Origin of the sequence: Flagellimonas sp. 389, from assembly GCF_018449435.1 — a bacterium.
Lineage (GTDB): Bacteria > Bacteroidota > Bacteroidia > Flavobacteriales > Flavobacteriaceae > Flagellimonas.
The window spans coordinates 151849-178269 of the sequence record NZ_JAHCMU010000002.1 but is presented as its reverse complement, the minus strand read 5'-3'; the positions used below and the strand labels follow the sequence as shown (position 1 = coordinate 178269).

Annotated in this window: 29 protein-coding genes and 1 pseudogene; 23 read left to right on the top strand and 7 right to left on the bottom strand. The window is 37.4% G+C overall.

Annotation, left to right across the window (positions count from 1 at the left end; all coding sequences use genetic code 11):
• Window positions 1–22: 22 nt before the first annotated feature.
• From KIM67_RS02505 to purD, 10 genes are all read left to right on the top strand, one after another.
• Entirely contained in the window at window positions 23–1348 is a 1326-nt protein-coding gene (locus tag KIM67_RS02505; RefSeq protein ID WP_213829789.1) for an O-antigen ligase, read from the top strand.
• Window positions 1348–2523, top strand: coding sequence for a glycosyltransferase family 1 protein (locus KIM67_RS02500; protein ID WP_213829788.1), 1176 nt, complete (start codon window positions 1348–1350; stop codon window positions 2521–2523). Before KIM67_RS02505 ends, KIM67_RS02500 begins: the two co-directional genes overlap by 1 nt.
• Window positions 2516–3538: a polysaccharide biosynthesis protein gene (locus KIM67_RS02495; RefSeq protein ID WP_213829787.1), complete on the top strand. Its 1023-nt coding sequence runs from the start codon at window positions 2516–2518 to the stop codon at window positions 3536–3538. Before KIM67_RS02500 ends, KIM67_RS02495 begins: the two co-directional genes overlap by 8 nt.
• Window positions 3516–3971, top strand: a complete 456-nt coding sequence (locus tag KIM67_RS02490) for a WxcM-like domain-containing protein (protein WP_213829786.1) — start codon at window positions 3516–3518, stop codon at window positions 3969–3971. The genes KIM67_RS02495 and KIM67_RS02490 overlap by 23 nt, the downstream gene beginning before the upstream one ends.
• A 6-nt stretch (window positions 3972–3977) precedes the next feature.
• A complete protein-coding gene (gene wecB, locus KIM67_RS02485; protein WP_213829785.1) occupies window positions 3978–5102 on the top strand; it encodes a non-hydrolyzing UDP-N-acetylglucosamine 2-epimerase in 1125 nt (374 codons plus the stop codon).
• Complete coding sequence (locus tag KIM67_RS02480) at window positions 5090–5968, top strand: SDR family oxidoreductase (protein ID WP_213829784.1); 879 nt, start codon at window positions 5090–5092, stop codon at window positions 5966–5968. Before wecB ends, KIM67_RS02480 begins: the two co-directional genes overlap by 13 nt.
• A 3-nt stretch (window positions 5969–5971) precedes the next feature.
• On the top strand, window positions 5972–7213 hold the full coding sequence (locus tag KIM67_RS02475; RefSeq protein ID WP_213829783.1) for a glycosyltransferase family 4 protein: 1242 nt from the start codon (window positions 5972–5974) through the stop codon (window positions 7211–7213).
• Between the two features lie 72 nt (window positions 7214–7285).
• Window positions 7286–8437, top strand: a complete 1152-nt coding sequence (locus tag KIM67_RS02470; RefSeq protein WP_213829782.1) for a glycosyltransferase family 4 protein — start codon at window positions 7286–7288, stop codon at window positions 8435–8437.
• Window positions 8434–9420: a UDP-glucuronic acid decarboxylase family protein gene (locus KIM67_RS02465; protein WP_213829781.1), complete on the top strand. Its 987-nt coding sequence runs from the start codon at window positions 8434–8436 to the stop codon at window positions 9418–9420. The genes KIM67_RS02470 and KIM67_RS02465 overlap by 4 nt, the downstream gene beginning before the upstream one ends.
• A gap of 60 nt (window positions 9421–9480) precedes the next feature.
• Window positions 9481–10752, top strand: a complete 1272-nt coding sequence (gene purD, locus KIM67_RS02460; protein WP_213829780.1) for a phosphoribosylamine--glycine ligase — start codon at window positions 9481–9483, stop codon at window positions 10750–10752.
• On the opposite strand, the gene KIM67_RS02455 is transcribed toward purD, so the two are convergent.
• On the bottom strand, window positions 10747–10968 hold the full coding sequence (locus KIM67_RS02455) for a uracil phosphoribosyltransferase (RefSeq protein ID WP_213829779.1): 222 nt from the start codon (window positions 10966–10968) through the stop codon (window positions 10747–10749). The genes purD and KIM67_RS02455 overlap by 6 nt on opposite strands.
• Window positions 10969–11007: 39 nt before the next feature.
• Here KIM67_RS02455 and KIM67_RS02450 point away from each other — a divergent pair, with 39 nt between their 5' ends.
• From KIM67_RS02450 to KIM67_RS02440, 3 genes are read left to right on the top strand one after another with little or no spacing between them, the layout of a single operon-like run.
• The gene (locus KIM67_RS02450; RefSeq protein WP_213829778.1) at window positions 11008–11940 is read left to right on the top strand and encodes a DUF6427 family protein; all 933 of its coding nucleotides are present in this window, start codon (window positions 11008–11010) and stop codon (window positions 11938–11940) included.
• A 37-nt stretch (window positions 11941–11977) separates the two neighbouring features.
• Window positions 11978–12583, top strand: a complete 606-nt coding sequence (locus KIM67_RS02445) for a DUF4254 domain-containing protein (RefSeq protein ID WP_213829777.1) — start codon at window positions 11978–11980, stop codon at window positions 12581–12583.
• Window positions 12567–13616: a glycosyltransferase family 9 protein gene (locus KIM67_RS02440; protein WP_298867001.1), complete on the top strand. Its 1050-nt coding sequence runs from the start codon at window positions 12567–12569 to the stop codon at window positions 13614–13616. The genes KIM67_RS02445 and KIM67_RS02440 overlap by 17 nt, the downstream gene beginning before the upstream one ends.
• Here KIM67_RS02440 and KIM67_RS02435 read toward each other — a convergent pair.
• Window positions 13613–14230 carry a TetR/AcrR family transcriptional regulator gene (locus KIM67_RS02435; RefSeq protein WP_213829776.1) on the bottom strand — a complete coding sequence of 206 codons (618 nt, stop codon included), beginning with the start codon at window positions 14228–14230 and terminating at the stop codon, window positions 13613–13615. The genes KIM67_RS02440 and KIM67_RS02435 overlap by 4 nt on opposite strands.
• A gap of 425 nt (window positions 14231–14655) precedes the next feature.
• Between KIM67_RS02435 and KIM67_RS02430 the strand changes: the two genes are divergently transcribed.
• The 10 genes from KIM67_RS02430 (at window position 14656) to KIM67_RS02385 (ending at window position 21026) form a co-directional block, all read left to right on the top strand.
• Window positions 14656–15012, top strand: coding sequence for a hypothetical protein (locus tag KIM67_RS02430; RefSeq protein WP_163417108.1), 357 nt, complete (start codon window positions 14656–14658; stop codon window positions 15010–15012).
• Between the two features lie 6 nt (window positions 15013–15018).
• A complete protein-coding gene (locus KIM67_RS02425; protein ID WP_213829775.1) occupies window positions 15019–16623 on the top strand; it encodes an FAD-binding protein in 1605 nt (534 codons plus the stop codon).
• A gap of 17 nt (window positions 16624–16640) precedes the next feature.
• Window positions 16641–16835: a hypothetical protein gene (locus tag KIM67_RS02420; RefSeq protein WP_213829774.1), complete on the top strand. Its 195-nt coding sequence runs from the start codon at window positions 16641–16643 to the stop codon at window positions 16833–16835.
• A 2-nt stretch (window positions 16836–16837) separates the two neighbouring features.
• Window positions 16838–17146, top strand: a complete 309-nt coding sequence (locus tag KIM67_RS02415) for a hypothetical protein (protein WP_213829773.1) — start codon at window positions 16838–16840, stop codon at window positions 17144–17146.
• 117 nt (window positions 17147–17263) lie between these two features.
• Window positions 17264–17746 (top strand): hypothetical protein, encoded by a 483-nt coding sequence (locus KIM67_RS02410; RefSeq protein ID WP_213829772.1) that lies wholly within the window; start codon window positions 17264–17266, stop codon window positions 17744–17746.
• A gap of 211 nt (window positions 17747–17957) precedes the next feature.
• Window positions 17958–18158, top strand: coding sequence for a SymE family type I addiction module toxin (locus tag KIM67_RS02405; RefSeq protein ID WP_213829771.1), 201 nt, complete (start codon window positions 17958–17960; stop codon window positions 18156–18158).
• A 125-nt stretch (window positions 18159–18283) separates the two neighbouring features.
• Window positions 18284–18895 (top strand): hypothetical protein, encoded by a 612-nt coding sequence (locus tag KIM67_RS02400; RefSeq protein WP_163417103.1) that lies wholly within the window; start codon window positions 18284–18286, stop codon window positions 18893–18895.
• Window positions 18896–19168: 273 nt separating this feature from the next.
• A complete protein-coding gene (locus KIM67_RS02395; RefSeq protein WP_213829770.1) occupies window positions 19169–19735 on the top strand; it encodes a Crp/Fnr family transcriptional regulator in 567 nt (188 codons plus the stop codon).
• Window positions 19736–19766: 31 nt separating this feature from the next.
• Window positions 19767–20255: a hypothetical protein gene (locus KIM67_RS02390; protein WP_313788420.1), complete on the top strand. Its 489-nt coding sequence runs from the start codon at window positions 19767–19769 to the stop codon at window positions 20253–20255.
• A 171-nt stretch (window positions 20256–20426) separates the two neighbouring features.
• Window positions 20427–21026: a hypothetical protein gene (locus KIM67_RS02385; RefSeq protein WP_213829769.1), complete on the top strand. Its 600-nt coding sequence runs from the start codon at window positions 20427–20429 to the stop codon at window positions 21024–21026.
• A gap of 67 nt (window positions 21027–21093) precedes the next feature.
• Here the strand turns inward: KIM67_RS02385 and arsS are convergent, their stop codons facing one another.
• The 5 genes and pseudogenes from arsS to KIM67_RS02360 form a co-directional block, all read right to left on the bottom strand.
• The gene (arsS, locus tag KIM67_RS02380; RefSeq protein ID WP_371815653.1) at window positions 21094–22134 is read right to left on the bottom strand and encodes an arsenosugar biosynthesis radical SAM (seleno)protein ArsS; all 1041 of its coding nucleotides are present in this window, start codon (window positions 22132–22134) and stop codon (window positions 21094–21096) included.
• 110 nt (window positions 22135–22244) lie between these two features.
• Window positions 22245–22580, bottom strand: a complete 336-nt coding sequence (locus KIM67_RS02375) for an arsenosugar biosynthesis-associated peroxidase-like protein (protein ID WP_094999161.1) — start codon at window positions 22578–22580, stop codon at window positions 22245–22247.
• Window positions 22581–22820: 240 nt separating this feature from the next.
• Window positions 22821–23450, bottom strand: a pseudogene (locus tag KIM67_RS02370) (metallophosphoesterase); the annotation flags it as partial.
• Window positions 23435–24775, bottom strand: coding sequence for a sodium:solute symporter (locus tag KIM67_RS02365; RefSeq protein ID WP_213829768.1), 1341 nt, complete (start codon window positions 24773–24775; stop codon window positions 23435–23437). The pseudogene KIM67_RS02370 and the gene KIM67_RS02365, both read right to left, overlap by 16 nt.
• Before the next feature lie 87 nt (window positions 24776–24862).
• Window positions 24863–26410 (bottom strand): SusD/RagB family nutrient-binding outer membrane lipoprotein, encoded by a 1548-nt coding sequence (locus KIM67_RS02360; protein WP_213829767.1) that lies wholly within the window; start codon window positions 26408–26410, stop codon window positions 24863–24865.
• Window positions 26411–26421: the final 11 nt, after the last annotated feature.

Here is a 26421-nt window from a genome sequence, read left to right as displayed (position 1 = left end):
AGTATTTGTTAAAAAAAAGGAAATGAAAGCTTTACTTAATTCAAAGAACAACTATCTTCAGTTGCCCACATTTCTACTTCATGCAATATTCTTCTTAATTCCATTTGGAGGAAAAATAATACCTCCTTTAATAATTTTACTTGTTATAACTGTTCTTGTATTTTGTAATAAGGGCAAATGGGTGAATAACTTCACTTTTGCATGGGAGTACCATTATCCTCTAATTCTTTTGTTTATTCTTTATTTGATTGGGATTTTTTGGTCTGATAACATTCCAAATGCCTTAACGAGGATTGAACACACTTTATCTTTTATTATTTTCCCATTGATAATACCAGCGATTTGTTTGACTAAGGGACAGGTCTTAAAGCTATTTAGAATTTTTGTTTATGGTTGCTTGGTGGTATTACTTACTTCTTTTTTGGACTTTGCTTATGTCACACTAACTACAGACGAATATATAATTTTGGGTGAAATCCCTGCGGGGAACAGACCTGGGTCTGTATACGAATACCTTAGCCAACATTTTTTGATTATTGGAGTTCACAGAACATACTTTTCTATGTACCTCACTGTTTGTGTTTCTTATTTACTATTCCATTTTGAGGATTACATTTTCATATTCAAAAGAAAGATCAAATGGGTAGGTTATTTGAGCATTTTTATTATACTGACAGGTTTGATTCTTGTCCAATCAAAGGCGGGCTGGGTTTTGTCTTCTGCAATCATTTGTTTTTTTTTAGTGGTGAGTAGAAATAATTGGCGTAGGTCTGCAATTTTTTTACTCATTTTTGCATTAATTAGTCTTGGCTCTTTAAAATCAATCTTGGATTATAGGTTTAAGCCAATGATGGAGGAAATTCAAAACATTTTGTCTCCTGGAGATGATGGTGAGAAAAATTATGCAAAAAACCTACGGCCTGGTAGCACAGAGATTAGATATATGGTATTCAAGTCATCTTTTCAACTAATTTATGACAGCCCGTTATTTGGGTATGGAACGGGTGATGTTAAAGATGTAATAAAAAAACAAAATGAAACAAATGGATTTAAAAGTATTTCACATTTAAACTATGGCCCCCACAGTCAGTTTTTAAGTACCCTATTATCTTTTGGAATATTTGGCTTTTTGATTTTTCTTGGAGTATTCTTTTTGCCAATTTATGATACCATACTTAGGACAGATTTCTTTGTTTTGTCTGTTCTTTTTACTATTTTTTTGAATTGTTCAACAGAATCGATACTATCACGACAAGAAGGAATAGTTTGCGCCACCTTGTTTATTACTATTTTTGGAATACTAAAAAGGCAAGAAAGGATAGTTAATAATCAACAAGAATTTCTATAATGGAATTAGAGCATCCAATAAGAATTGGCATTGATGCAACCAATATTGGAGGAGGAGGAGGGATAACACACTTAAAAGAAATAATCGAAGCATATGATTCTGATTTTTTTAAAGGGAAGATTTCTAGCATAGTTATATTTGGTTCTTCAAAAACACTCAATAATTTATGCGAAATAAACACATTTGAGAAGCAAACATTTTCATTATTAAACAAAGGAGTTCCTCAAAGAATTGTTTATCAAATAAGAGATTTTGACAATAATATTGAATCCTGTAAAATAGACGTTCTATTATCATTAACAGGAGATTATGTTGGCAGTTTTAAGCCTGTGATTGCAATGTCTAGAAATATGCTGCTTTATGAAAGAGAAATATGGAGAGAAATTAAATCGGCAAAAGAAATCTTAAGGTTTTGGTTAAATTTTCAAAAACAAAAGCGATGTTTCAAGAACGCCACAGGGATTATATTCATATCTGAATATGCTAAAAAAACAATATCTTCCAAGCTAAACTTAAAAGGCAAAAAGATTTGTATTATACATCACGGAATATCACAAAAATTTATAAAAAATGCTCGCGAACAGAAGAGTATTTTATCCTATTCATTTTCAAAACCATTTAGACTATTATATGTCTCCACTGTTCATGTCTATAAGCATCAATGGAATGTAGTTAAAGCTATTAGTGTTTTGAGAAAGAAAGGATACCCTGTGGCTTTAGATTTGGTTGGAGGCGTAATATTCAAACGAGCTGGAGATTTGTTGGAGAATACAATTTCTCAGGCAGATCCAAGAAAAGAGTTTATTAACTATCATGGTGACGTTGAATATTCTATTATTCATGAGTTTTATAATAAATCGGATGGGCTGATTTTTGCATCTACTTGTGAAAATATGCCAAACATTTTATTAGAATCTATGGCTTCGGGATTACCTATTGCCTGCAGTGATAAACAACCAATGCCGGAATTTCTTAAAGAGAACGGATTTTATTTTGACTCATATAATGTTGGTTCTATTATTGTAGCTTTGGAGAAGATGCTTTTGGATGAGTCCACAAGGAACGTAATGATTAAAAATAACCTAATTGAAATAAATAAATATTCGTGGAAGGATACTAGTAAAAAAACATTCCTAAATGTGATTCAAAATTATAAACAAAACAAAAATGTTTAAGGGGAAGAAACTTTTAATTACAGGAGGCACGGGTTCTTTTGGCAATGCCGTTTTAAAGGGACTTTTAAGCTCGGATATAGAAGAAATAAGGATTTTTTCAAGAGATGAAAAAAAACAAAACGATATGCGAACTCAATACGGTAATGATAAAATAAAATTTTATCTAGGGGATGTTAGAGATTTGGATAGTGTTAATACCGCCATGAAAGGAATTCACTTTGTTTTTCATGCTGCAGCCTTAAAGCAAGTTCCATCTTGTGAATTTTTTCCATTGGAAGCAACAAAAACTAATGTTATTGGAACTTCTAATGTTATTAAGGCAGCAACTAGTAACACAGTAGAAAGAGTTGTATGTCTAAGCACCGACAAAGCCGCTTATCCAATTAATGCTATGGGAATTTCGAAAGCTCTTATGGAAAAAGTTGCTGTAGCAGAATCAAGAAATATACCAATAGGTGGGCCTATTATAAGTATCACACGATATGGAAACGTAATGGCTTCAAGAGGTTCTGTTATCCCTCTTTTTTTTGACCAAATAAAGCAATCCACTGAGATAACGGTTACCGACCCTAAAATGACGAGGTTTATGATGTCTTTGGATGAAGCTGTGGACTTGGTGCTTTATGCATTTAAAAATGGAAAACAAGGTGATTTATTTGTGCAGAAATCTCCTGCAAGTACTGTGGAGGATTTAGCTAACGCAATTCAGGAAATATGTAATGTAAATGTGCCGGTTAAAATTATTGGCACAAGACATGGGGAAAAGTTATATGAGACCTTATTAACTAAAGAAGAGTTTGCAAAAGCCGAAGATTTAGGAGGTTATTTCAAGGTTCCTGCTGACAATAGAGATTTGAATTACAGCAAGTATTTTGAAAAAGGGAATGAGTCGTTATCCCAAAGAGAAGAATATCACTCGCATAATACAAAAAGACTGACTGTGTCGGAAGTTAAGAAAAAGATTTTGGAACTTTCATATTTAAATATTTTGGATGAGTATAGAAGAGACAAATAAGCCATTGTTAATAAAGGGGAACAATCACATAGACAAACGAGGAAAACTATCTTTTGTTAATAATTTCTCAATGGAAAAGATTAAGCGTTTCTACACAATAGCTCACCCCAGTACAGAAATAGTAAGAGCTTGGCAAGGCCATAAGTATCAGTCAAGATCTTTTCATGTCATTTCAGGTTGTTTTTGGATTGCGTGTGTAAGAATCGATAACTGGGAAAAACCATCACAACAACTTGAAGTAGAGATCTATCAACTAAAAAGCGATGAACCCTCAGTTTTGCACATACCTAGAGGTTATGCTAACGGCGTTAAGGCCAAAGCCAAAGAATCAATACTTATTTCCTTTAGTGACAATTCCTATGAGAATCTTCAAGCAGGTGATGAATATCGATATGACAGCGAGATGTGGTTGAATTGGAACGACCTAAATTAGTATAGTATGATTAAAATAATGACAGTTGTTGGAACAAGGCCAGAGATAATAAAACTCAGTGAGGTGATTAAGGAATTGGACAGACATTCAAATCATATCTTGGTACACTCTGGGCAAAACTATGATTATGAGCTTAACGAAGTTTTCTTTGATGATTTAGGTCTTAGAAGACCAGATTACTTTTTAAACGCTTCAGGAAATAATCCTATTGACACGATTGCAAATGTAATAGCAAAATCAGATAAAGTTTTTCTAGCCGAAAAGCCAGATGCATTATTGCTCTACGGGGACACAAATAGCTGCCTATCTGTTATTTCTGCCAAGAAACATCAAATCCCAATTTTTCATATGGAAGCTGGTAATCGTTGCTTTGATCAGCGAGTACCAGAGGAGATAAATAGAAAAATAGTAGACCACCTGAGCGATATTAACATGCCTCTATCGGAACATGCTAGAAGGTATTTGATAAACGAAGGAATTAAACCAGAAACAGTCGTTAAAACAGGCTCTCCAATGCTTGAGGTTCTAGGAAAAAATATGGAACGGATTGACAAGTCGACGATTTTGGAAGACGAAGGTTTAAAAAAGGGTGATTATTTCGTTGTAAGTATTCATAGAGAAGAAAATGTTGACTACGAAGTAAATTTTAATGACTTGCTACAAACACTTGAAGCCATTTCAAAGGAGTATAAAAAGAAGATACTAATTTCAACTCATCCCAGAACAAGAAAAAAGTTAGAAGCAAAAGGATATGTAAATAAGAACCCGCTGTTGGTTTTTTCCAAGCCGTATGGTTTCCATAATTATATAAAACTTCAAAAAAATGCATTTTGTGTAATTTCAGATAGTGGAACTATAACCGAAGAGGCTTCTATCTTAAATCTGCCAGCGATTACAATTCGTCAGGCTCATGAGAGACCAGAGGGCATGGATGAAGGGACGCTGGTAATGTCAGGACTGAAAAAAGAAAGAGTACTTGAATGTATTATGGTGGTGAGAAGTCATCACAATTCATCCAAAAGAAACATCAAGTTAGTTGATGATTATGACACTGATAATGTCTCTAAAAAAGTCTTAAGGATTATTTTATCATATACTGACTATATAAAAAGAACGGTTTGGAAAAACTAAAAGAGAAAAAAAGAATTTTAATTATTGGTTCTTCAGGGATGCTCGGGCATCAAGTATACAAATGCTTTAAGAAAAAAGAACATAAATACGATATATGGGATATTACCCGGAGCATGCTTACGTCTTCTGAGAGCATTATTTTAGATGTAACAAACAGGCAGAAATTAGAACAAATTTTACATCAAATAAAACCAAATTATGTCATTAATTGTGTGGGCATCTTAATTAGTAAGTCAAATAGTGATATTTCTAATGCAATATACGTGAATAGTTATTTGCCACATTTCCTTGCTAAAACTTGCTCTCAAATAAATTCAAAGCTAATACACATATCTACCGATTGCGTTTTTTCTGGATTGGAAGGACAGTATAAGGAAAATGACGAAAAAGATGGAAAAGACAACTATGCTAAAACTAAGGCATTGGGTGAAGTGGATTACGGCAATCACTTAACAATAAGAACTTCAATAATTGGGCCTGAACTTAAAGAGAAAGGAGAAGGCCTTTTACAATGGTTTCTTAGTCAAAATGGAACCATTCAAGGATATAAAAAATCCATTTGGTCCGGGGTAACCACGTTAGAGTTAGCACGTTTCATTGAGGCTACGCTTTTGGATAATTTGACGGGTATATATCACGTAACCAATAATACATCTATATCCAAATATGAATTGCTAAGATTATTTGAAAAGTTTTTTGACAAAAAGATATCAATAAACGCCATACCTGGAAAAGCAATTGATAAAAGCTTTATTGACACTAAGCAGAAAATTAGTTACAAAATCCCGTCTTACGAAGTTATGGTTGGAGAAATGGCTGATGATATGAAGGCAAATTTACCGAGCTATAAGCATTACAGTCTTTGATTTATGAAAATCCTCATTATAGTAGATGATTATTTGCCGGATTCTATAAAGATTGCCGCTAAAATGATGCACGAGCTAGCCTTGCAATTCATAAAGGAAGGAAATGAGGTTAGTGTATTAACTCCAGGCAAAAAAGTAAAGGAGTTAAAACCAATAAATCATCTTTCCATTCACAGATTTAGATCTGGGAAAATAAAGAATACATCAAAACTTAGAAGGGTTGTTAACGAAAGTCTTTTATCATTCAGAGCGTACTTATACTATTTTTTCAGGCTTAGAAATAAAAAACAGGATTTGATTATTTATTACTCCCCCTCAATTTTTTTTGGGCCATTAGTGCAGGCAATGAAGAAGCATTGGGGATGCCCCTCCTATCTCATTCTAAGAGACTTTTTCCCTCAATGGGCAATAGATCAAAACATCATAAAGGAAGGTTCGGCAATTACTAGATACTTTCGTTTTTTTGAGAGATTGAACTATCAAGCAGCAGATTTTATCGCATTGCAATCCCCAAACAATTTAGAGTGGTTTTATAAAAATGTAAATAGTAATAAAACACTAGGTGTTTTATATAATTGGACAAACGAATTCAAGGATAAGGGACCATTAAAATCAAAAATAGATTACAGAGCAAAACTAAAATTGACGGAGAAAGTTGTATTTTTTTATGGTGGAAACATGGGAAAATCTCAAGATATGATGAATTTGGTCAGACTTGCGCAGAATATGCAAAAATATCCAAGTTCGCATTTTGTTTTTGTTGGATTGGGCGATGAAGTGGAATTAGTAAAAAAGGCCATCATAGACAATGAACTTTCTAATGTTAATTACCTTGGTGCTGTAGTGCAAAATGAATATGACAAAATGCTTTCTGATTTTGACGTAGGACTTTTTAGTCTGCATAAATTGCATTCAAGTCATAACTTCCCAGGTAAGTTACTGGGTTATATGGCCAATGAAATGCCTATACTTGGAAGTGTTAATCCCGGCAATGATCTTCAAGAGATTGTTCAGAAATCAGGCGCAGGATTTATTACACTCAATGGAAAAGATAAGGAACTATTAAATAATGCAATTGAACTTTTAAACAACGAAACAATAAGAATGAAAATGGGTAAGAATGGTATGAAATTGATAAAGTCAAAATTTTCAACTAAAAATGCAACAAAGAAGATTTTGGAAGACATTGCCCTTCATAATTATAAAACAATTTGGCAAGAAAACAAAGTACTTAAAGAAGATTAAGTTCTCAGGGATGAATTGGTTATTGCATTTATAAGAGAGTTGAGCCAATAACGACTTTATGATTTAGAGATTATGAATTTTTTAGAAACAGCAGTATCTATTTTTATAGGCTCTTTTCTATTGGTCTATTTGACTATCCCTAAAATTATAGGTGTAGTTGAGTATAAAAGGCTTATGGACGATCCTAATAGTAGGAGTTCCCATAAAGATAGAACGCCAACATTGGGGGGAGTTGCCTTTTACTTTACCTTGATTTTCGCATTCTTCTTTATAAAGAATTGGCAGGTTTCTAATGAGGTTATTTATATCATACCAGGATTAACAATACTTTTTATTGTAGGTTTAAAAGATGATTTGGTTGTTCTTTCACCTGGATCAAAGCTGATTGCGCAAACCCTAGCCATAGCCTTTGTTCTAGCGAATAACAGTTTTGTAATAGAATCGCTCAATGGTTTTTTGAACATCTACGAAATTCCATATTTTTTGTATTTGGTCATTGCGGGCTTTTTGATGTTGACCATCATCAACTCATATAATTTGATTGATGGTATTGACGGATTAGCATCTATTGTAGGTATTGTAATTATGGTCATTTATACAACTATCTTCTACTTATCGGAAGAATATTTCTTTGCACTGTTAAGTATAACCATGAATGCCTGTTTAATGGCCTTCTTTGGGTTTAATATTTCATCGGATAAAAAGATTTTTATGGGAGACACCGGCTCTCTGATAGTGGGCTTTATCATTAGTGTACTTACCTTAAAATTTTTGGCTCTAAAACCTGATTCTTATGAAGGTCTTCCCTTTTTGTTGGAAAATGCACCGCTTATAGCCATAAGTATTCTAATTGTTCCTTTGTTCGACACAGCTAGGGTATTTACAATTCGGATAGCTAACAAAAGAGGCCCGTTTTCTCCTGATAGAAACCACGTACATCATGTGCTCATAGACTTCTGGGGTCTCTCTCATAAACAGGCTAGTTTCATTATTGGGTGTTTTAATATACTTTTTGTAGTCCTATTTATTATTTTGGGCAGTAAGGCCAAGAATCTGGGCATGGTTATCATGCTGGTCAGTGTTGTGATTCTGCTTGGCTATATTTTTTTCAAGTATAACTATAATTTTACTACACTGAAACAGAAAATACGCTTAAAGCGTAAAATCGATTCCATTAAGAAAAAGACGGAAGCATCTTCCAAACAGAAAAAAAAGAACGATTGAAAAAAACCCTAATAACAGGAGCTGCAGGTTTTCTCGGTTCACACCTTTGTGACAGGTTTATAGCAGAAGGACATCATGTGATTGCTATGGACAACTTGATAACAGGAGACCTAAAGAACATTGAGCATCTGTTTCCTTTGGAGCATTTTGAATTCCATCACCACGATGTCTCTACCTTTGTCCATTTGGGAGGTAATCTGGACTATATTCTACATTTTGCATCTCCAGCAAGCCCAATAGACTACTTAAAAATTCCAATAGAGACTTTAAAGGTCGGTTCTTTGGGAACGCTCAATTTATTGGGGTTGGCAAAAAATAAGAACGCAAGAATATTAGTAGCATCCACGTCAGAAGTATATGGGGACCCGTTGGTACATCCCCAAAATGAGGAATATTACGGTAACGTAAGCCCAATCGGCCCAAGAGGCGTGTATGATGAAGCCAAACGCTTTATGGAGTCCATAACTATGGCGTACCATCGCCACCATGGATTGGATACGCGCATTGTTCGTATTTTCAATACGTATGGTTCTAGAATGCGTTTAAACGACGGCCGTGTAGTGCCTGCATTTATGGGCCAGGCGTTGCGTGGAGAGGATTTAACGGTTTTTGGGGATGGTTCGCAGACACGATCCTTTACCTATATCGATGACCAGGTAGAGGGAATTTATCGTCTATTGATGAGCGATTACGTTGAGCCTATCAACATTGGTAACCCAGATGAAACTACCATTCTGGAGTTTGCACAAGAAATCATCAAACTTACAGGAACGGATCAAAAAATAGTGTATAAACCATTGCCCAAGGACGACCCGTTACAACGTCAACCAGATATCAGCCGGGCAAAAGAAATTTTGGAATGGGAACCACAGGTTCATCGTTCAGAAGGTTTGAAAAAGGTGTTTGAATACTTTAAATCCTTGACCCCAGAAGAGCTCCACCGAAAAGAGCATCGGGATTTTTCACATTTGAACGGTAAATAAAACAGGGATATCACTTATCGAATATTCGAATTGGGTTATTTTTGCCAAAATTTCCAATCGATGAATATTCTAATCCTAGGTTCTGGTGGTCGCGAACATGCGATTGCCCATAAAATCGCTGAAAGTCCTAAAACAAAACAACTTTTTGTAGCTCCAGGTAATGCGGGCACATCAGAAATTGCGACTAATATAGCTATTGGCGTAAATGATTTTGATGCCATTAAAAGAGCGGTTGTGGAAAAGAGTATCGATTTAGTGGTAGTTGGCCCCGAAGACCCACTAGTAAATGGAATTCATGATTTTTTCTTAGAAGATGCTGAATTAAAGAATATCGCTGTCATTGGTCCACAAAAAGCTGCAGCTGAACTTGAAGGCAGTAAAGAATTTGCCAAAGAATTCATGATGCGCCACAAAATCCCTACGGCAGCGTATCAAAGTTTTACTTCAGACAATTTGGAAGAAGGACATGCTTTTTTAGAGACCTTAAAGCCTCCTTACGTACTTAAGGCAGATGGCTTGGCAGCTGGGAAAGGAGTTTTGATTCTTCAAGATTTGGAAGAAGCCAAGGCAGAGCTCAAATCCATGCTGGTGGATTCAAAATTTGGTTCGGCAAGTGCTACCGTGGTCATCGAAGAATTCTTGGACGGAATAGAATTAAGCTGTTTTGTGTTGACGGATGGAACCAATTATAAAATATTACCTACAGCAAAAGACTATAAACGCATTGGAGAAGGCGATACAGGTTTAAATACAGGGGGTATGGGCGCCATTTCGCCTGTTCCTTTCGCAGATGATGCTTTTATGCAGCTAATTGAGCAGCAAATCGTAAAACCTACCGTAGAGGGCCTTAAAAAGGATAATTTGCCTTATGTTGGATTTATATTTATTGGATTGATAAAAGTTGGAGACATACCCAAGGTCATAGAATACAATGTTCGCATGGGCGACCCTGAAACAGAGGTGGTAATGCCCAGAATAAAAACGGACGTCGTGGATATTCTTGTTGCTATGGCAAATGGTAAGTTAGATGAAATCAACCTTGAAATAGACGAAAGAACGGCTACTACGGTCATGGCCGTATCTGGTGGTTACCCCGAAGCTTATGAAAAAGGAAAGGAAATCTCTGGAATCGAAAACATTAAGGACTCCATGGTTTTTCACGCTGGAACTAAATCAAACAATGAAAAAATAGTGACAAACGGCGGACGTGTGATAGCAGTCACGTCTTTTGGGAAAGACTTTCAAGAAGCACTACAAAAATCCTATCAAAATATAGAAAAACTACATTTCGATGGAATGTACTACAGGAAGGATTTAGGATTTGACCTATAGATAAGAATGTGAGCTTATGCTCTTATCCTCCTCATTATTGTCATTGAAAATCTTAAGTTGTCCCATCCAATAGATCATGGCAACAAAACCAATAACGAAGAAAATCCAATTGATGGAGTTTGAAGCCCACCAGCTTTCTACAAATCGGAAAAAATCATAAGGCGCAAAAAGAACATTCACAAATAAGTCTTCAATGCCGTAAAAAAACTTGCTCATCTTAGCTATATTTACGTTACAAAAGTAGTAAAACCAAACATGATTTCAAGCTTTTTCAGCAAAACAAAACCGATAAACTATATTGTACTATCGGTCTTTGTGTTTCTCTTTTACTGCTTCTTTGTTTTTTATGGCTCGGGCTATCAAATAGATATAGATGCAATTCCCTTACAGATCTTAACAGTTGGCGTGCTTCTGTTTTCTGTCTATATGATCAATAAAATCGTAAGAATTGAAAAAGTAACGGATTTTAGCTCATACACACCGTTGTTTTTTGTGCTTTTGCTCGTTGGGTTCTCCGATGTTCTTCTTCACGAGCGCGCTATTTTTTGTAATTTTTTCCTGTTGTTGGCAGTATGGAGACTATTGGCCGTTAAGTCGATGAAAAATGTAAAGCACAAGATTTTTGATGCATCTTTTTTAATCTGTATAGCGAGTTTGTTCTATGATTGGGCATTGATTTTCTTAATACTTGTTTTTGCAGTAATCAATGTTTATGATAGAAAAACGGTCAAAAATTGGATGGTTCCCATTATAGCAATTCTAACTGTTTTTATGCTTTCATCTGCGGTGTTGGCCTTAGATGGCAATCTTTCTTTTTTTTGGGAACATTATAGCTTTTCAATCGATTTTTTAATGACAGGTTTCTTTGGAAAAGCTTCAACAATTAAATTATTGAGTTATACTTTTTTAATACTGGTCGTAATCGTTTTGGTCTTTGTAAGGTTGCAGCAAAAAGGAGGCGGTAAACAATTGGTGCTACAAATTGTCTCTTTGGTTTTTGTTTTGGCGATTCTAGTGAGCCTGTTCAAATCCAATAATGCTACTCCCGTGATATTTTCCTTTTTTCCAGCGGCTGTTTTTCTCACCAATTATCTAGAGACTATTAAAAAAATGCGTTTGCGCGAAGTCATCATCATCATCTGTATGGTTCTGCCCTTATTGCTTTTTTTATTGGAACTTAATAAGTAAGCCATAAAGCAATATCTTTGTTTAAAATAAGCTGTCCATGTTCAGTTCACTTGCCCTTAAAATTTTTCAAGAAAGTATCGATACGTATCACGTAAAAGACAATGTTCATCAAGAATTTTCAAACCCATATGCCAAAGACAAGATAGAGCATTTGCTGTATAGAAAGAATTGGATAGATACGGTACAATGGCATTATGAGGACATTATTAGAGATCCTCAAATAAACCCCGATGATGCATTGGTCTTAAAGCGTAAAATCGATGCCAGCAACCAAGACCGTACAGATTTGGTTGAATATATCGACAGCCACTTCTTGAATAAATACCAATCGGTTCAAATAAAGGATGGAGCAAAAATAAACACTGAAAGTCCAGCCTGGGCGATTGACAGACTCTCCATTCTCGCACTAAAAATCTACCATATGCAAGAAGAGGCAGACCGAATGGATGCTTCCGAGGAACATATTAAGAAGTGTACCGATAAGTTGAATGTACTCTTAGAACAAAAGGAAGATTTATCCACTGCAATAGACCAACTACTTGAAGATATTGAAAAGGGTGATAAGTACATGAAAGTCTACAAACAGATGAAAATGTACAACGATGATGAATTAAACCCTGTTCTACGTGGACAAAAAGGGTAAACAAGCCCATATTTTGGTCATTCGGCTCTCTGCAATGGGAGATGTAGCAATGACAGTTCCGGTTTTGGGTGCATTGGTCGCAAAGTACCCCCACATTAAACTTACCGTTCTTACTAAAAATCATTTTGCCCCCCTATTTTCAGGGTTAAACAATGTTGAGGTCTATAAAGCCGACATTAAAAAACGACATAAAGGATTAATTGGATTGTGGCGACTTTACCGAGAACTGAAAACGCTTCAAATAGATTATGTTGCAGATTTACACAACGTGCTACGAAGCCAAATACTAAAAAAGTATTTTACATTAGATCGAACCCCTTTTATTCAATTGAATAAAGGAAGGGCAGAAAAAAAGGGGCTTATCCGAGCAAAAAATAAGGTTTTTAAACAAGCAAAGACTACACATCAACGCTATGCGGATGTCTTCAAGGAGCTAGGATTTCCAATCGATTTTTCAGAAATCAAATCATTAAGTAGAGAACCACTTTCAAGAAAAGTACTGGATATTGTTAAGCAGGATACCAAAAAATGGATAGGCATTGCGCCCTTTGCAGCACATGAAGGTAAAATGTACCCATTTCATCTTATGAAAGAGGTTATCGGAATATTAGATAATACCGAAAAGTATAAAATCCTGTTATTTGGAGGAGGAATCAGTGAAGTGGAGAAGTTGAACGCTATAGAAAAAGAATTCAAAGAAGCCATCAACATGGCCGGAAGACTTGATTTTTCTGAAGAATTAGCGCTCATTTCCAATTTGGACCTTATGCTTTCCATGGATAGCGGCAATGCACATTTAGCCGCCAATTATGGCATTCCGGTTGTTACGCTTTGGGGGGTTACCCATCCATTTACGGGCTTTTATCCTTTTGATCAACCCATAGAAAATGCACTTTTATCTGATAGGAAGCACTTTCCTTTGATACCGACTTCGGTATACGGAAATAAGTTTCCCAAAGGATACGGGGCAGTAATGGAAACCATAATGCCTGAAGACGTCGTTGAGAAAATCCGTCAGGTATTGGACGCTTAAGCCGCTACATTTCTTTCCGCAATAGAGCTGAAATAATGCTTCAATTGTTGCACATATTGATACTTTAACTGATTATTCGTGGTATCAATCAACAAGGAACGCATACCCAAATAGGAAGCGATAATGTATGTCGCAACACCTTCGCAGTCCACATGACGTGCAATATGGCCATCAACTTTTCCTCGTTTCAGCACCGAAACTAAATTGACTTCCCAAACTTTTAAAATATCTTTTAGATACGTGCTTATCTCGGTATTGCGTTTATTGAACTCGGTTAAAAAATCGTTCAGCATAAAACCGTATGCCATAACATTGCCCTGACTTGGTTCCAAAGCATTTTCCAAACTTTCCAAAATTATGGGCAATGGGTTTTTTTGCGTATTCAGGGGTTCCACCAAAAGGGCATATACTTTTTGCACAATAAGGTTTTGCACGATATGGACAAAGAAATCTTCTTTGGATTTAAAATGATGGTAAAATGCACCTTTGGATAGATTCAATTCTTTTAAAATATCATCCAAACTAGTATGGTAGTAGCCTTTCTCATGGAACACTTCCAAGCCTTTTGAGCATAAACGATGCATGGTCTCGCGTCTTTTCAGGGTCTTTTGCATAAGATTCGGTTTTTGGGTTTAATAGACCGTTAAGTCTGTAACAAAGATTCTGCGGTTTTTGGCCAACCTAAAGAATTGAGGACGTAGCTAAGGGAAAAATCGGTGAAAAGTATAAAAAAGACCAAATTGTGGGTAATCTCAAAACACGTACCGACCCACGGGTCGGTTTAAGAGTGAGCTTTCTTGGTTAAAACACGTCTGGTAGATTAAGAGTGTAAATGCTTAAGTTCTTTTAATACCGATGTAATGCACAATCAGTTAGTATCGCAATAAGACTATTTCAAGTAATCGCCCTTTTCAAACCATACAGAATATCTTACAAATCATACAGTTTTATCGCTAGCATTTTAATGAATGAAGTAAATTGCTGATAGTCAAGCTTCTCCCACCCATTTTTCAACTTTTTCACTAAAACCGATGCAATCATGAAACTCAAAAGATTCATCCTGCCATCATTTCTATTGTTATTTATTGCCATGCTTCTATTGCAATCCTGTTATTCCGTTCGGTTACGAAGCGTAGAAGGAGCATACAATCCTGCCGCACCTATTGTTCGAGATGATTATTATCGAGATATGGAGGTAATTGAGCTGGATACCACAATAACCATTGGGGCAACCACCAAGGACTTTACTTTATTGATAAAGAAAACCGATTTATGCCCTTCTGGGAAACTACATACCGTGGAATATAGAAATACACTGGGAGCAGTGCTTTTAAGTGCGGTCACTTTTGGAAGAAAGCGTAGAGTGAAGATCAAGTACGTATGCATGAAAAATTGAAAAGCCATGGCCAAGACAACAAAATTGACACTAAATAAATGGGATACACTTCATAGTAACGGTCCTTTCCCCCTCAAGTTTTTATATAAGACCAAGTTGGAAGCGACCAATAGTATGCCGTCCAACATTGATAGGTATAATGATGCTGCACAAGAAATACAACGACTTATCACCGAGACCAAAAACCAGAACCAAGGTTTTAGGGCGTATGGTTCGGCTTGGTCCATGTCCAAAATAGCACATCAGAAGGACCGCATGCATTACAATGCCCATATGAACACCTATTTTTCGTTCATGGACCAGGACCTTCACGCTATGTCGAGCTATGATGCCTCTAACCTGTTCCTTTTTCAATGTGGAAACAACATCAAGGAAATCTCTGAAAAACTTGCCGGACATGGGAAGTCGTTAAAAGCATCTGGGGCCAGCAATGGACAGACGATTGCCGGCTGTATTTCTACAGGGGTACACGGATCTGCCATCAATGTAGGTTCCGTCCAGGATTATGTAGTGGGATTGAACTTGATCATTGGACCCAACCCTGGGGATATTGTGTATTTGGAGAGACATACGAAACCCGTACTTAACAATGTTTTTGTGCAGAAACTAAGATCGAGGGTAATTCGCAACGATGGACTTTTCAATGCCGCTTTGGTGGGGCTTGGCTCGTTTGGTTTTATCCATGGGGTGGTCATTGAGACACAAAACCTGTTTTTGTTAAAACGCTATGTGCGCAAAATAGATAAGAACATAGCATTACAGTTGGCAGAAACCCAAGACTTTAAAAATTCGAGCTTTAAGATTCAAGGAGAGACGGATTCCAATGGAAAGGGCAACATTCCGTACCATTATAAAATATTTATCAATCAATATAAGGATGATGGAAAATACGTTGTGGAATGCATGTTTAAAAAACCATTCCGTCAAAGTTATCCCGATCCGTTCCCGGTGATTAAAACTTCGGTATATCGAGATTTAATAAATCTAGCTGTAAAAATTGGCTCTCATTTTCCAAATACGATTCCATTGTTTATTCAGGTTTTGGAAAATTCCGTACTTCCAGATGTTAACGAAGAAGCGACAGGCACTTTGGCGGAGATTTTTTGGGATGCGCCTTATCAAGGCCCCGCCTTTGCCTGTTCTTTTGGGGTTGATCACAAAGACTCCCGTAAAGCAATGGAAGTACTCACAAAGCTTAGTGTTGATGAGGGTCCTGTTCCGGGAATCTTCGCTATGCGCTTTATCAAAAAGTCCAATGCAACGCTGTCCTTTGCCAGATTCCCAATTACCTGTATGATTGAAATTGATGGTGTACTGTGGAACGAGACGAACAACCTTATGAGCCTGAAGACATTCTCTAAAAGAATGATCGAGGTTTTACAAGCGAACAATATCCCTTTTACGATTCATTGGGGGAAAAATGCCGATTGGAAATTTCCGGGATTGACAGATCATATGTACGGAGCGGATGCCAAAACATGGAGAATGTACAGGTGCGCTTTGCTATCCGATGACATGCAGAAATTATTTGCAAATGAGTTTCTAAAGAATACCAAACTGGATAAGAAGGAGACCAATATCCCTTCTAATCTGATAGACTCCTTGTTATAACTAAAACCGAAAATAACATGATGGACCGAGGCAAGACCAATGTAGAACTGGAATATGAGTTGCGATTGACCAAGAAGATACTGGAGCGCATCATTGCATTGAACAAAAACATAGTGACTCCAGACGAAAAAGAGCTGGACAAAATAGAAGAGATGCTAAAACTCGAACTGGAAAAAGAATATCCCACCTATAAAATTCAAAAAAAGCGATAACTATGGAAGGGAACATTTTAACCGATTTAGGACAACGCATTCATAAGGTGGTAGTGAAAAAATCCACTGTGGATGAAAAACGTGAAAAGAACCGGGGAGCTTTGGCCTTTGTTTTTGTAATCCTGTTCTTTTGTGTCATCTTCGTCACCTTTGTAATAGGGTACACCACCGAAGGCTTTAAGATTCAAGACTACAAAGATTTGCTAACGACGGTATCTTCAATTTTATCCGGGCCGCTTGGCTTTATCATTGGCTTTTATTTTAAGGAAAAATATGATGCCGGAAGCCTAAAAGAAGGGTCGCAGGAATAAAGGGGAATAAAAAGTATTGATTTTTACCTAAAGATCCACGAACTTCACCCATCTTAGGATATAATTCATTAAAACGAATTCATATCCTTTTTAATTGTAAAAAATAAAAGCAAAGGAATGGGGATATTTGACAGATTTAAAAGAAAAAAAGAAACTGCTCTCAAGGATAGTAATTCCGAACAACTAGACGATTACACAAAAGAGATGATTAAGTCAGCTGTTTTTTTTGTGTCAAGCAGTACCGATAGATTCCCAGGATTAGATTACTCAGTTAAAAGTCTAGAATTAGTTGAAGATGCGCTTGAAGAAGCATCTGATTTTTTTCACGAAATAGACGAAGAACAAAAGGCGAATTTAATTAATACTGTAGGGTCATACATTTTTGAAGTGGCGAGAAAAAATTTTGGGGGAAAATACTTTTGGTATGACAAATTAAGCCAACCAATTCTAGTTACTGGGCAACCAGAGTTCGAGGTTTCGATTTTAGCATTTGAAAAAGTAAAAGGAAGACTGGAAAATGGCAAAGAAGACAACATACCGTTCTATTTTGCTGGATATGTTGACAGAGTAAATAATAAGCAGTCCGGAATGATAGTGTAATTATAACTGGTTATAAAAGTAGCAATAGTTAATGCGGGTCAAGGTGCTTAACCAAAAGCAAAGGCCTTTTGGTCAAAACCTTTGGCTTCGCAAAGCGTTTAAATTTTATTTCCTAATTTGTTGAAATACTGTGGCTAATCTTCCAGTGTTCACAATACCGAACATCAAGTATAAATAGACCTCTTATATTCGTAAAAAGGTCAAAACCTACATGCCCTCCTTTCGAATTTTAAAAGTCTACCGAAAATTCCAACGCCGTAGGTGGGGCCATAAAGCCGTTCCCGAAATCCGTTTGGAAGGGGATTGGCTCAAAGAACTGGGTTTTAAAATTGGCGATGCTATTGAAGTACAGCAGGAAAAAGATAAGTTGACTATAAAATTGGTCAATTCAAAAGAGCAATCTGTTAAGTAAATAGTGCAATTTCATCAGAAATTTCCGAATTTCACTTACTCGTGCTGAACTTGTTTTAGTATTGGACGATTTAATTCATTAAGACGAGCTACACCTTAAACGTTGTACGGAATAAAAAAAGCGATATGGATATATACGAGTATTGGATAGGTAGAAATGTAAATTATAGAGACTATTGGGAAGCATATGACGCTGGACAAGGCTACAAAATGAAATTTGAATCTATGACCTCTCACATTATTGAAATAGAATTTGAAAATCCAACAATTGATTTACCTCTGTTTAATCAAGAGGCTATTTATAAGACTTTAAAAGGTTATTATCATGACCTAAAAAAGTACTGTTTATCGGAATCTGAATATGGTTCTGCTGGTCCTTTGTTCTTGTACGAGATAAATCGTGGTAGCGGCATATGGACTTTCCTTGGAGAATTACCTTATATTCTTTTGTATGGAACAACTTTGACACGGGAAAAGATTATTGGACAGAGGTTGGATAATATGGAAAAGAAATTAAAAATCATGAAGGAATATTTTGGAAATGGGATTCGACCAGAGTTATACGATTCCTTCATGAAGGCAAAATCTCCACGAGAAATTGAATCAGCAGTTGAACGATTATTTCAGGAAAGAATTAAGGATATCAGAATCTCCGAGCAGCCGTTTAATGGAAATATTGAAGAAACAAGACAGACTCTGATTTCATTGAATGAGAAATTAGATGAATCGGTTGAATAGGAATAAAACTATTTACAACAATTTGTCCTATAAGTAATAGCGGCGGAAGTGTCAAAATTGAAAGTTTATAGCAAATTGAAAAATCAATAGTCAAAACTACCACTGCTCATACACAAAACCAATAAGTATAGCCCCAATTTCTATATCACTTTTACAATCTAAGCCACCGTCCCCTGAAAACTACTCGCCATGCTCACGCGAGTTTGTAACTCGTGCAAGGTCACTTCAACTAGCATCTTATTTATTTTAACCAAAATTCTCGAACTTCATTAAATGGAAGAAATCAAAAAGTTCATAGACCGTATCTATCCAATGCGTGGTGCTGATTGGGATTTCTTTTCTTCAAAACTGCAGAAGCAAACCCTAAAGAAAAACGCAACGCTTATCAAAATCGGTGAAGTTGAGAACTACCTATCTTTTATTTCCGAAGGGATAGTGCGGTATTATATTCCCCAAGAAGAAAGTGACTTGACGTTTGGATTTTTATTTGAAAACGAATTTGTCACAGCCTATGATTCCTTTATTACTCGAACGCCCTCTCCCTATCAAATAGAAACGCTGACCAACACGACCTTGTGGCGCATATCGTTCCAAGACCTTCAAGAGGTGTATAAAAAAACCGAAAGCGGAAATATAATAGGGCGGAGAATGGCAGAAAATATGTTTTTGATAAAGTCGAAAAGAGAACTGGCCCTATTGAGCAAAACCGCAGAAGAACGTTATTTGGACCTGTTTCGGGAACGTCCCAAATTATTGAAACAGATTCCCCTAAAATACATTGCCTCGTATATTGGGGTTACTCCTCAAGCCTTAAGCAGAATTCGAAAGCGAATTACTTAACCTGGGTTCATTGTCTGCCCTAAAATTAGTTATGAATTTTGTGACTGAATTAAAGGAAGACCCTATGAAACCATTACTCGTACTTCTATCCAGCTTTGTGATCGCCATTTTTGTGGTGAAGATGGTCAACAGGCAATATGATTTTGCCTTGTCGGCACGAATAGCGATGTCCATCATGTTGTGCTTTACGGCTATTGGGCATTTTGTCTATACCAAAGGTATGTCCATGATGATACCTGAATTTATTCCATTCAAGATGAGCTTTGTTCACCTCACGGGACTCTTTGAAATCCTTTTGGCCATTGGCTTGCTTATCCCAAAACTAAAAGTGATCAGTGGATGGACTTTGATTGTTTTTCTCGTATTGATGTTGCCCGCAAATATTTATGCTTCCATACATCAGGTAAACTATCAAAAAGGAACCTTTGACGGTCATGGACTTACGTATTTGTGGTTTAGAATACCATTGCAGATATTATTTATTGTTTGGGCGTATATCAGTTCCATCCGGATGCTGTGATGAAAAAAGCTGTTACAGCCTGTCAATTCCTACCGGCACAGAGGTTTTTTTGAAGAAAATTCCCGAACTTCATTTACTCGTGCTGAACTTTTTCAGTATCGGACAATGCACTTTATTGAAATGAAGTATATTTTATTGTACGCGAGCTAAAAAGAACCAGCTAGAGTGAACATGAACTTTCCCAAATATTTAATAGTGCTATTGCTGTTGACAGGTTGCGTAAACCAAGAAACGAAAATCAAAAACTATGGGTTTTCAAAAAATAAAAATGTAAACCTTAATGTATCTCTTAAATTATCGGAATTTAAAGATTACGGAATCCTAATAGACAGAATCAACGAGATAACTTGTAATGATAGTGTTCCCAAAATAGTTATCAAACAAAAAAATATTATCCGAAATATATTTCCAACTGAACATTGCGAACCAATGATTTTTGACCCAGAAGGAAAACATTATGTAACTTTTCGAAAAGGAAAACCATTTGAATGGCAGACCATTATCGAAATATTACCAAACTCGCTCAGCAAAAAACTGACTGATGATTTTACATATTATAGAAACTCAGAAAAACCTGAAAACTTTTTGGTCATAATAGAATCAGAACGAAAAGGCAAACTGAACGGAATTGAAAAATTTATAAAGGACTTAACTCAAGAATATGACAAGTTAGGGACTCAGTTAGAACTGAATTTTGCATTTTGGGAGACCATTCGGTATTTGCCACCACCACCTGTAAACAAAGATGAAAATGAAATACAAAATGAATAAAAACTATCCCCCGCTGGCGCGAATTTGTAACTCGTGCAAACTCTCTTTAAACTAAGTTCGATTTACGCTAAGCCACTGTCCCTTGGCAACTACTCCCCGCACCCGCAGTACACCCATAACAATGCTGGGAAATGATAATATTCCTATCGTTTAGAATGTCCTCATTATAGTCCTTAATGTGTTTTACCTTACTGGCGACCTTAAGGTCCAACATTTGGTTAAAATCGCAATCGTACAACCAACCGTCCCAGCTAATGGAAATGGTATTGGTACACATGACATTGGCGACTGCGGCAGGATTGTAGGCTTCCACCAAAGCGTACATATAGTCCTCATAGTTTTCGGAGGCGATGAGGTAATCCAAGAAACGGGCAATCGGCAGGTTGGTAATGGCAAAGAGATTATGAAACTGAATGCCGAAGTCTTCGTCCAACGCCTTTTTAAAATCCTTTTCCATGGCCGCCTGATCTCCTGGTAAATATGCTCCAGAAGGATTGTAGACCAAATCCAATCGCAAATCGCTATCGGGCATTCCGTACCCTCTTGCGTTCAATTCTTGCAATGCTTTTATAGACTTGTCAAAAACCCCGTCCCCACGCTGCTTATCGGTTTTGCCACGGGTGTAATGCGGCATGGACGAAATCACATGGACATTATGTTTTTTAAAGAAATCGGGGAGATCATAGTATTTTTTGTTGGCACGGATGATGGTAAGATTGGACCGCACAATAAAATCCTTGATGCCCGCCTTAGCGGCCTCTTCTACAAACCAGCGAAAATCTGGATTCATCTCTGGTGCCCCACCAGTAAGGTCCAACGTATGTGCACCAGTGTTTTTAATAACCTCCAAGCACTGCTGCATCGTTTCACGGGTCATGATTTCCTTACGGTCAGGTCCGGCATCCACGTGACAGTGTTCGCAAACCTGGTTGCACATATACCCAACATTGATCTGTAGAATCTCCAACTTTCTGGGCCGAAGCGGAAAATGGCCAATTTCAGCTATTTTATCCTTAAAATACGGGAGTTCCCCTTCCGCAAAAATTCCACCGTTCAGGATTTCCAATTGCTTGTTGGTCGCAGCCAGCTCATTTGCTTGACCTTTCATGGACTTTTTGGCCGCTTTTTTTATTTGGGGCATTATGCTTTCACTCATAACCTCTAATTTATGGATGTAAAGTCAGGAATACTAATCCTATCTCGAATTAGACACCTTCCTTACATGGATAGTTTGTTGTATTTGTTCATCATCTGTACGCCATGTACCAAAGTGGCACCACTCTCTATGGCGGCACCTACATGTACAGCTTCCATCATTTCTTCTTTGGTAATTCCCTTTTGCAGTCCATCCTTGGTATACGCATCTATACAATACGGACATTTTACCACATGGGATACTGCAAGGGCAATCAAAGACTTCTCCCTAGCACTTAGTGCACCTTCTTCGAAAACCTTACCATAATAATCAAAGAATTTTGTTCCGAGCTCCTCGCTCCACTCCGTGATTTTTCCAAATTTTCTAAGGTCCTTGGGGTCGTAATACGAATCTGCCATCTTTTTACTTGTTTTAGGTTCTATATTTTGTCTTGAGTCATTATCTAAATTGATTGGAATTCCTTGAACCATTTTTTCGAGCTCTGGAAGGATTTCCATATTGTCCCAAATACCAGAAGCGAGCGTATCCGCATAAGCTTCGGGCAAATGGTTTGTATACATGAGCTGCTGTGCTGTTTTGTGGTCATATTCAAAAGACCGATGGGTATATTTAAGCTTTCCATCCTCGTTATCCAGTAGCATATACCAAACCCGTTGGGTACCATCATTTGCCGGCATGCCAATGACCCCAGGATTTAACCATAGGTTATCTTTTAGGGTTTGACTGAACGGCAATCCACAATGTCCCGCCACGATTACATCGCTTCTGGTTTGCTCCAAGCAATCGTTTTTAATGTTTTCTGAAGTGGATTCAAAAATGAATTCCGAAACATTTTCATAACTGCCATGTACCACGGTCACTTTTTTACCTCCGTAATCAAAAGAGATATACTCCGGAAGATGGGAAACCCATTCCAAGGATGATTCTGATAGATGTGCTTTGGTATAGGGAAACCACATTTTGGAAAAACTATCGCACCGACCGCCCGCTTTAAAATCACATCCACAATCTTCACTGTCATTGGCCAATTGCAGTTCTACGTTTCCTGCGATACTTAAAGCGCCCCATTTTTTTAACAAAGCAATAGTTTCTTCGGGCTGGGCACAATATCCGGTGATATCCCCTGTGCAAATGCAATTTTCAGGAAGAATACCTTCAGCTTCTGCTATGGAGATTAATTTTTGCAAGGCCTGTAGATTACTATACACCCCGCCAAAGAGCAATAGCTTCCCGCTTTTTGGGCCGATATGTTTTATCTTCTTATCCATAGCGGTGTCAAATATAATAGGATACAACATAGAATGCCCCAGAAATTGATCCAGAGCAAATCCGCATACCTTCCTGTAGTGAATATCAATGATTTTGGAAACCAGTCAAAGACCAAAAAGAGACCAAACAGCAAACCGCAGAAAACACTCAAGTGAAAACTAGTTTTAGGGGGCGATTTCTTCCAGAACATAAAAATAGGGGTTAAACCAATGACCATGGTCCCGCTAATGGTAGTGGCCGATAGAATTTCAGCATCCAAAAAAACCGGAATGGTCCCTAGTAGCGCAATCAAGATCATGGCAATACGACCAAATTTCAAACTGTTTCCAAGTTTTAAATCAATGGAAAGCAACTTGGAAAAAGAGGAAAATGTGGAATCTAAAGTAGAAGCTGCCGAAGTAATCATGATAAAATTGATGACCAATAGAATAACAATGCCAAAGGACTGCCCAACAACAACCGCTGCCTGCCCGGCAAAACCTTGATGTTGCGCATAAATACCGATAATACTGAACAGCACGATGCATAATCCGCCGACAAAACTGGCCCACAGAAAGCTTTTCAAGGTAATTTTATGGGAACTTAAAAACCCTCTATCCGTTAGCACAGGGTCATGAAAGGGGTAGCTAAACGATTGAAGCACGGCTGCAAAGAGCAAATTGAGTCCGGTTTCGAAAGACCAAACACCCGATTTTAGTACCGTCCCTCCAGAAAAGCTGGCATCTGCCGCAAAAACGTTCCACAAAATGACAATGAGCAATATGGAGAACAATACCATTTGAATGCTATCCGTAAAAATGGAGCTACTCAATCCTCCCTTTAATGCATAGGCCAAGGTCAATGCCGTAAAAACCAATATGGAAAGGTAGTAAGGTGTGGAACCCATATCCCCAAAATAAGAGCCAATGACCATGGTATTGCTCCAAACCTCATTGAACAAACGAATGGTAATCAAAATTGAAAATACGGCAACCGCACTTTTTCCAAATTTGGAGGTGAGAAAATGATGGATACTGTTATAACCTCCAAATTTTCGCATGCGATAAATGACAATGCCTGCCACGGCAAAAGACAAGTAGTAGGCCGCATAGGCCGCGCCACCGACCAACCCAAACTCCAGTCCTAGATTGGCAGCATTGGTTATACTTTTTGCAAAAATCCAAGAAATGACCAAAGACCCCATGAGCACAAGGCTATTAGGGGTCTTTTCTTGATAAACAGCATTAAAAAACTGATTGGTATTTTTAGCAAAGGGAGCGAGTAGAAACAACACCAAACTAGATGCTATCACCAAACCCCATTGCCAAAAAATTGCTCCAGTCATTTGAACTTTGTATTTACTTTGACATCGTTATTTGTAAATCTTCCTTTGATTAACATTAATTCATTTTCAAATTGTTTTATTGAAAAATCAATCTTCATCCCACCAAACGGGTACATTTATACTATTTCCATCTGTTCTGGAAGCTGCATCGGCATAATTCACACTATTGAGCGCTTCCTCTTCTGCCGGATAGGGCATACGAACAGGGATAATATCATTGTTTAAACTTGCGGATAGCGTCTTTAACTCTGGAAAGCCTGTTCTGCGATATTCGATCCAACCTTCATAACCATTTATGATATTGGCAATCCATTTTTGGGTCAATATTTGCTCAATTGAGGCATCGCCCCCTGCACCGAAAGGCGCGCTATTGGTTAAATAATCTGCTGGAAGTGCTACTTGCCAATATTCAAAAGCCTGGGTCACTCCAATTTCATACAATTCTTGTGCATCCGCTGTGATCCATCCGCGTTCAGCTGCTTCGGCCAAAAGAAAATGAGTTTCCCAACTGGTCATGAAGTTGGCATCCAAATCTCCTGTATTTTCCCTAAAGATGGTTCCCGCCAATGAAAAGTCGGCAAGTATGGCAGCGTTCTGTGTAGCGTCGATACCGTTGAGCAACCCATTGAATTCGCCTGAATCACTGTTGCTAAAAGGCCTAAAAAGTGTTGCGATCCTTGGGTCATTGAATCCTACTAGAATCTCTTCCATGGTTTCGGACATTACAAAGTTGTTGAAGTCACCAATACGCAATCGCGCCAAACGGAAATTGTTGGGTTCTCCATCCGTAAAATTGAAAATGGCATTCTCTATATTTTCAACGATGAAATTCCCATCCGTAAAAATGGATTGTAAATCAGCCGCTACATCTGTTTGACTTGAAATTCGTATCAAGGATTTTATCCGAAGGGAATTTGCAAATCGAATCCATCCTTCCAGATCGCCATTAAAAAGAATATCACCTTCTAAGGGAATACTACCCGTATAATTTTCCAGGGCAGTGATTCCTTTGTTGAGGTTGTCTAAAATACCATCTTCTCCAGTATAAATACTTTCCTGGGTGTTATAGACGGGAGTAACTGTTCCCTCTTTTCCGCGAAATGCCTCAAAATAGGGGACATCCCCAAAAAGGTCCGTAAGTGCGGCTGCCATATAGGCTTTTAGAATTCGGGAAGGGCCTTCGTAAACCGCAAAGGTTTCATTTTCGAGGGCCAACTGGATAATACTTTCATTATCCCGTAGGTTTTGAAAGAATATAGGCCATGGATTGCCTCCCAATTGCGGCGACTTTAAATCGTGTCTATCAAAAAGATTGAAATCCAAGGCCGTGGTATACTGTCCCAAAAGATTACCCCCGGTAAAGCCTTCATACGACATTTGCTCCCCATAATCATAAATTACCTGTCTAAGCAACAAACTTGGCTGTACGGATAAAGGCTGATTGGGATTGGTATTGATTTCCTCAAAATCCTTAGTACAGGAGCTGGAAAATACAAACACAAGTACAAAGCTCAAATACAATTTTAAATGGGTACTTTGGGTCTTATAATCAATTCGTTGGACAATAGGATACAGCTTTGTCCTGCTTTTTGATTTCCTTAGGGGCAGTAGCCATGTTAGTACTCTTATAACCATCAATTTCATCA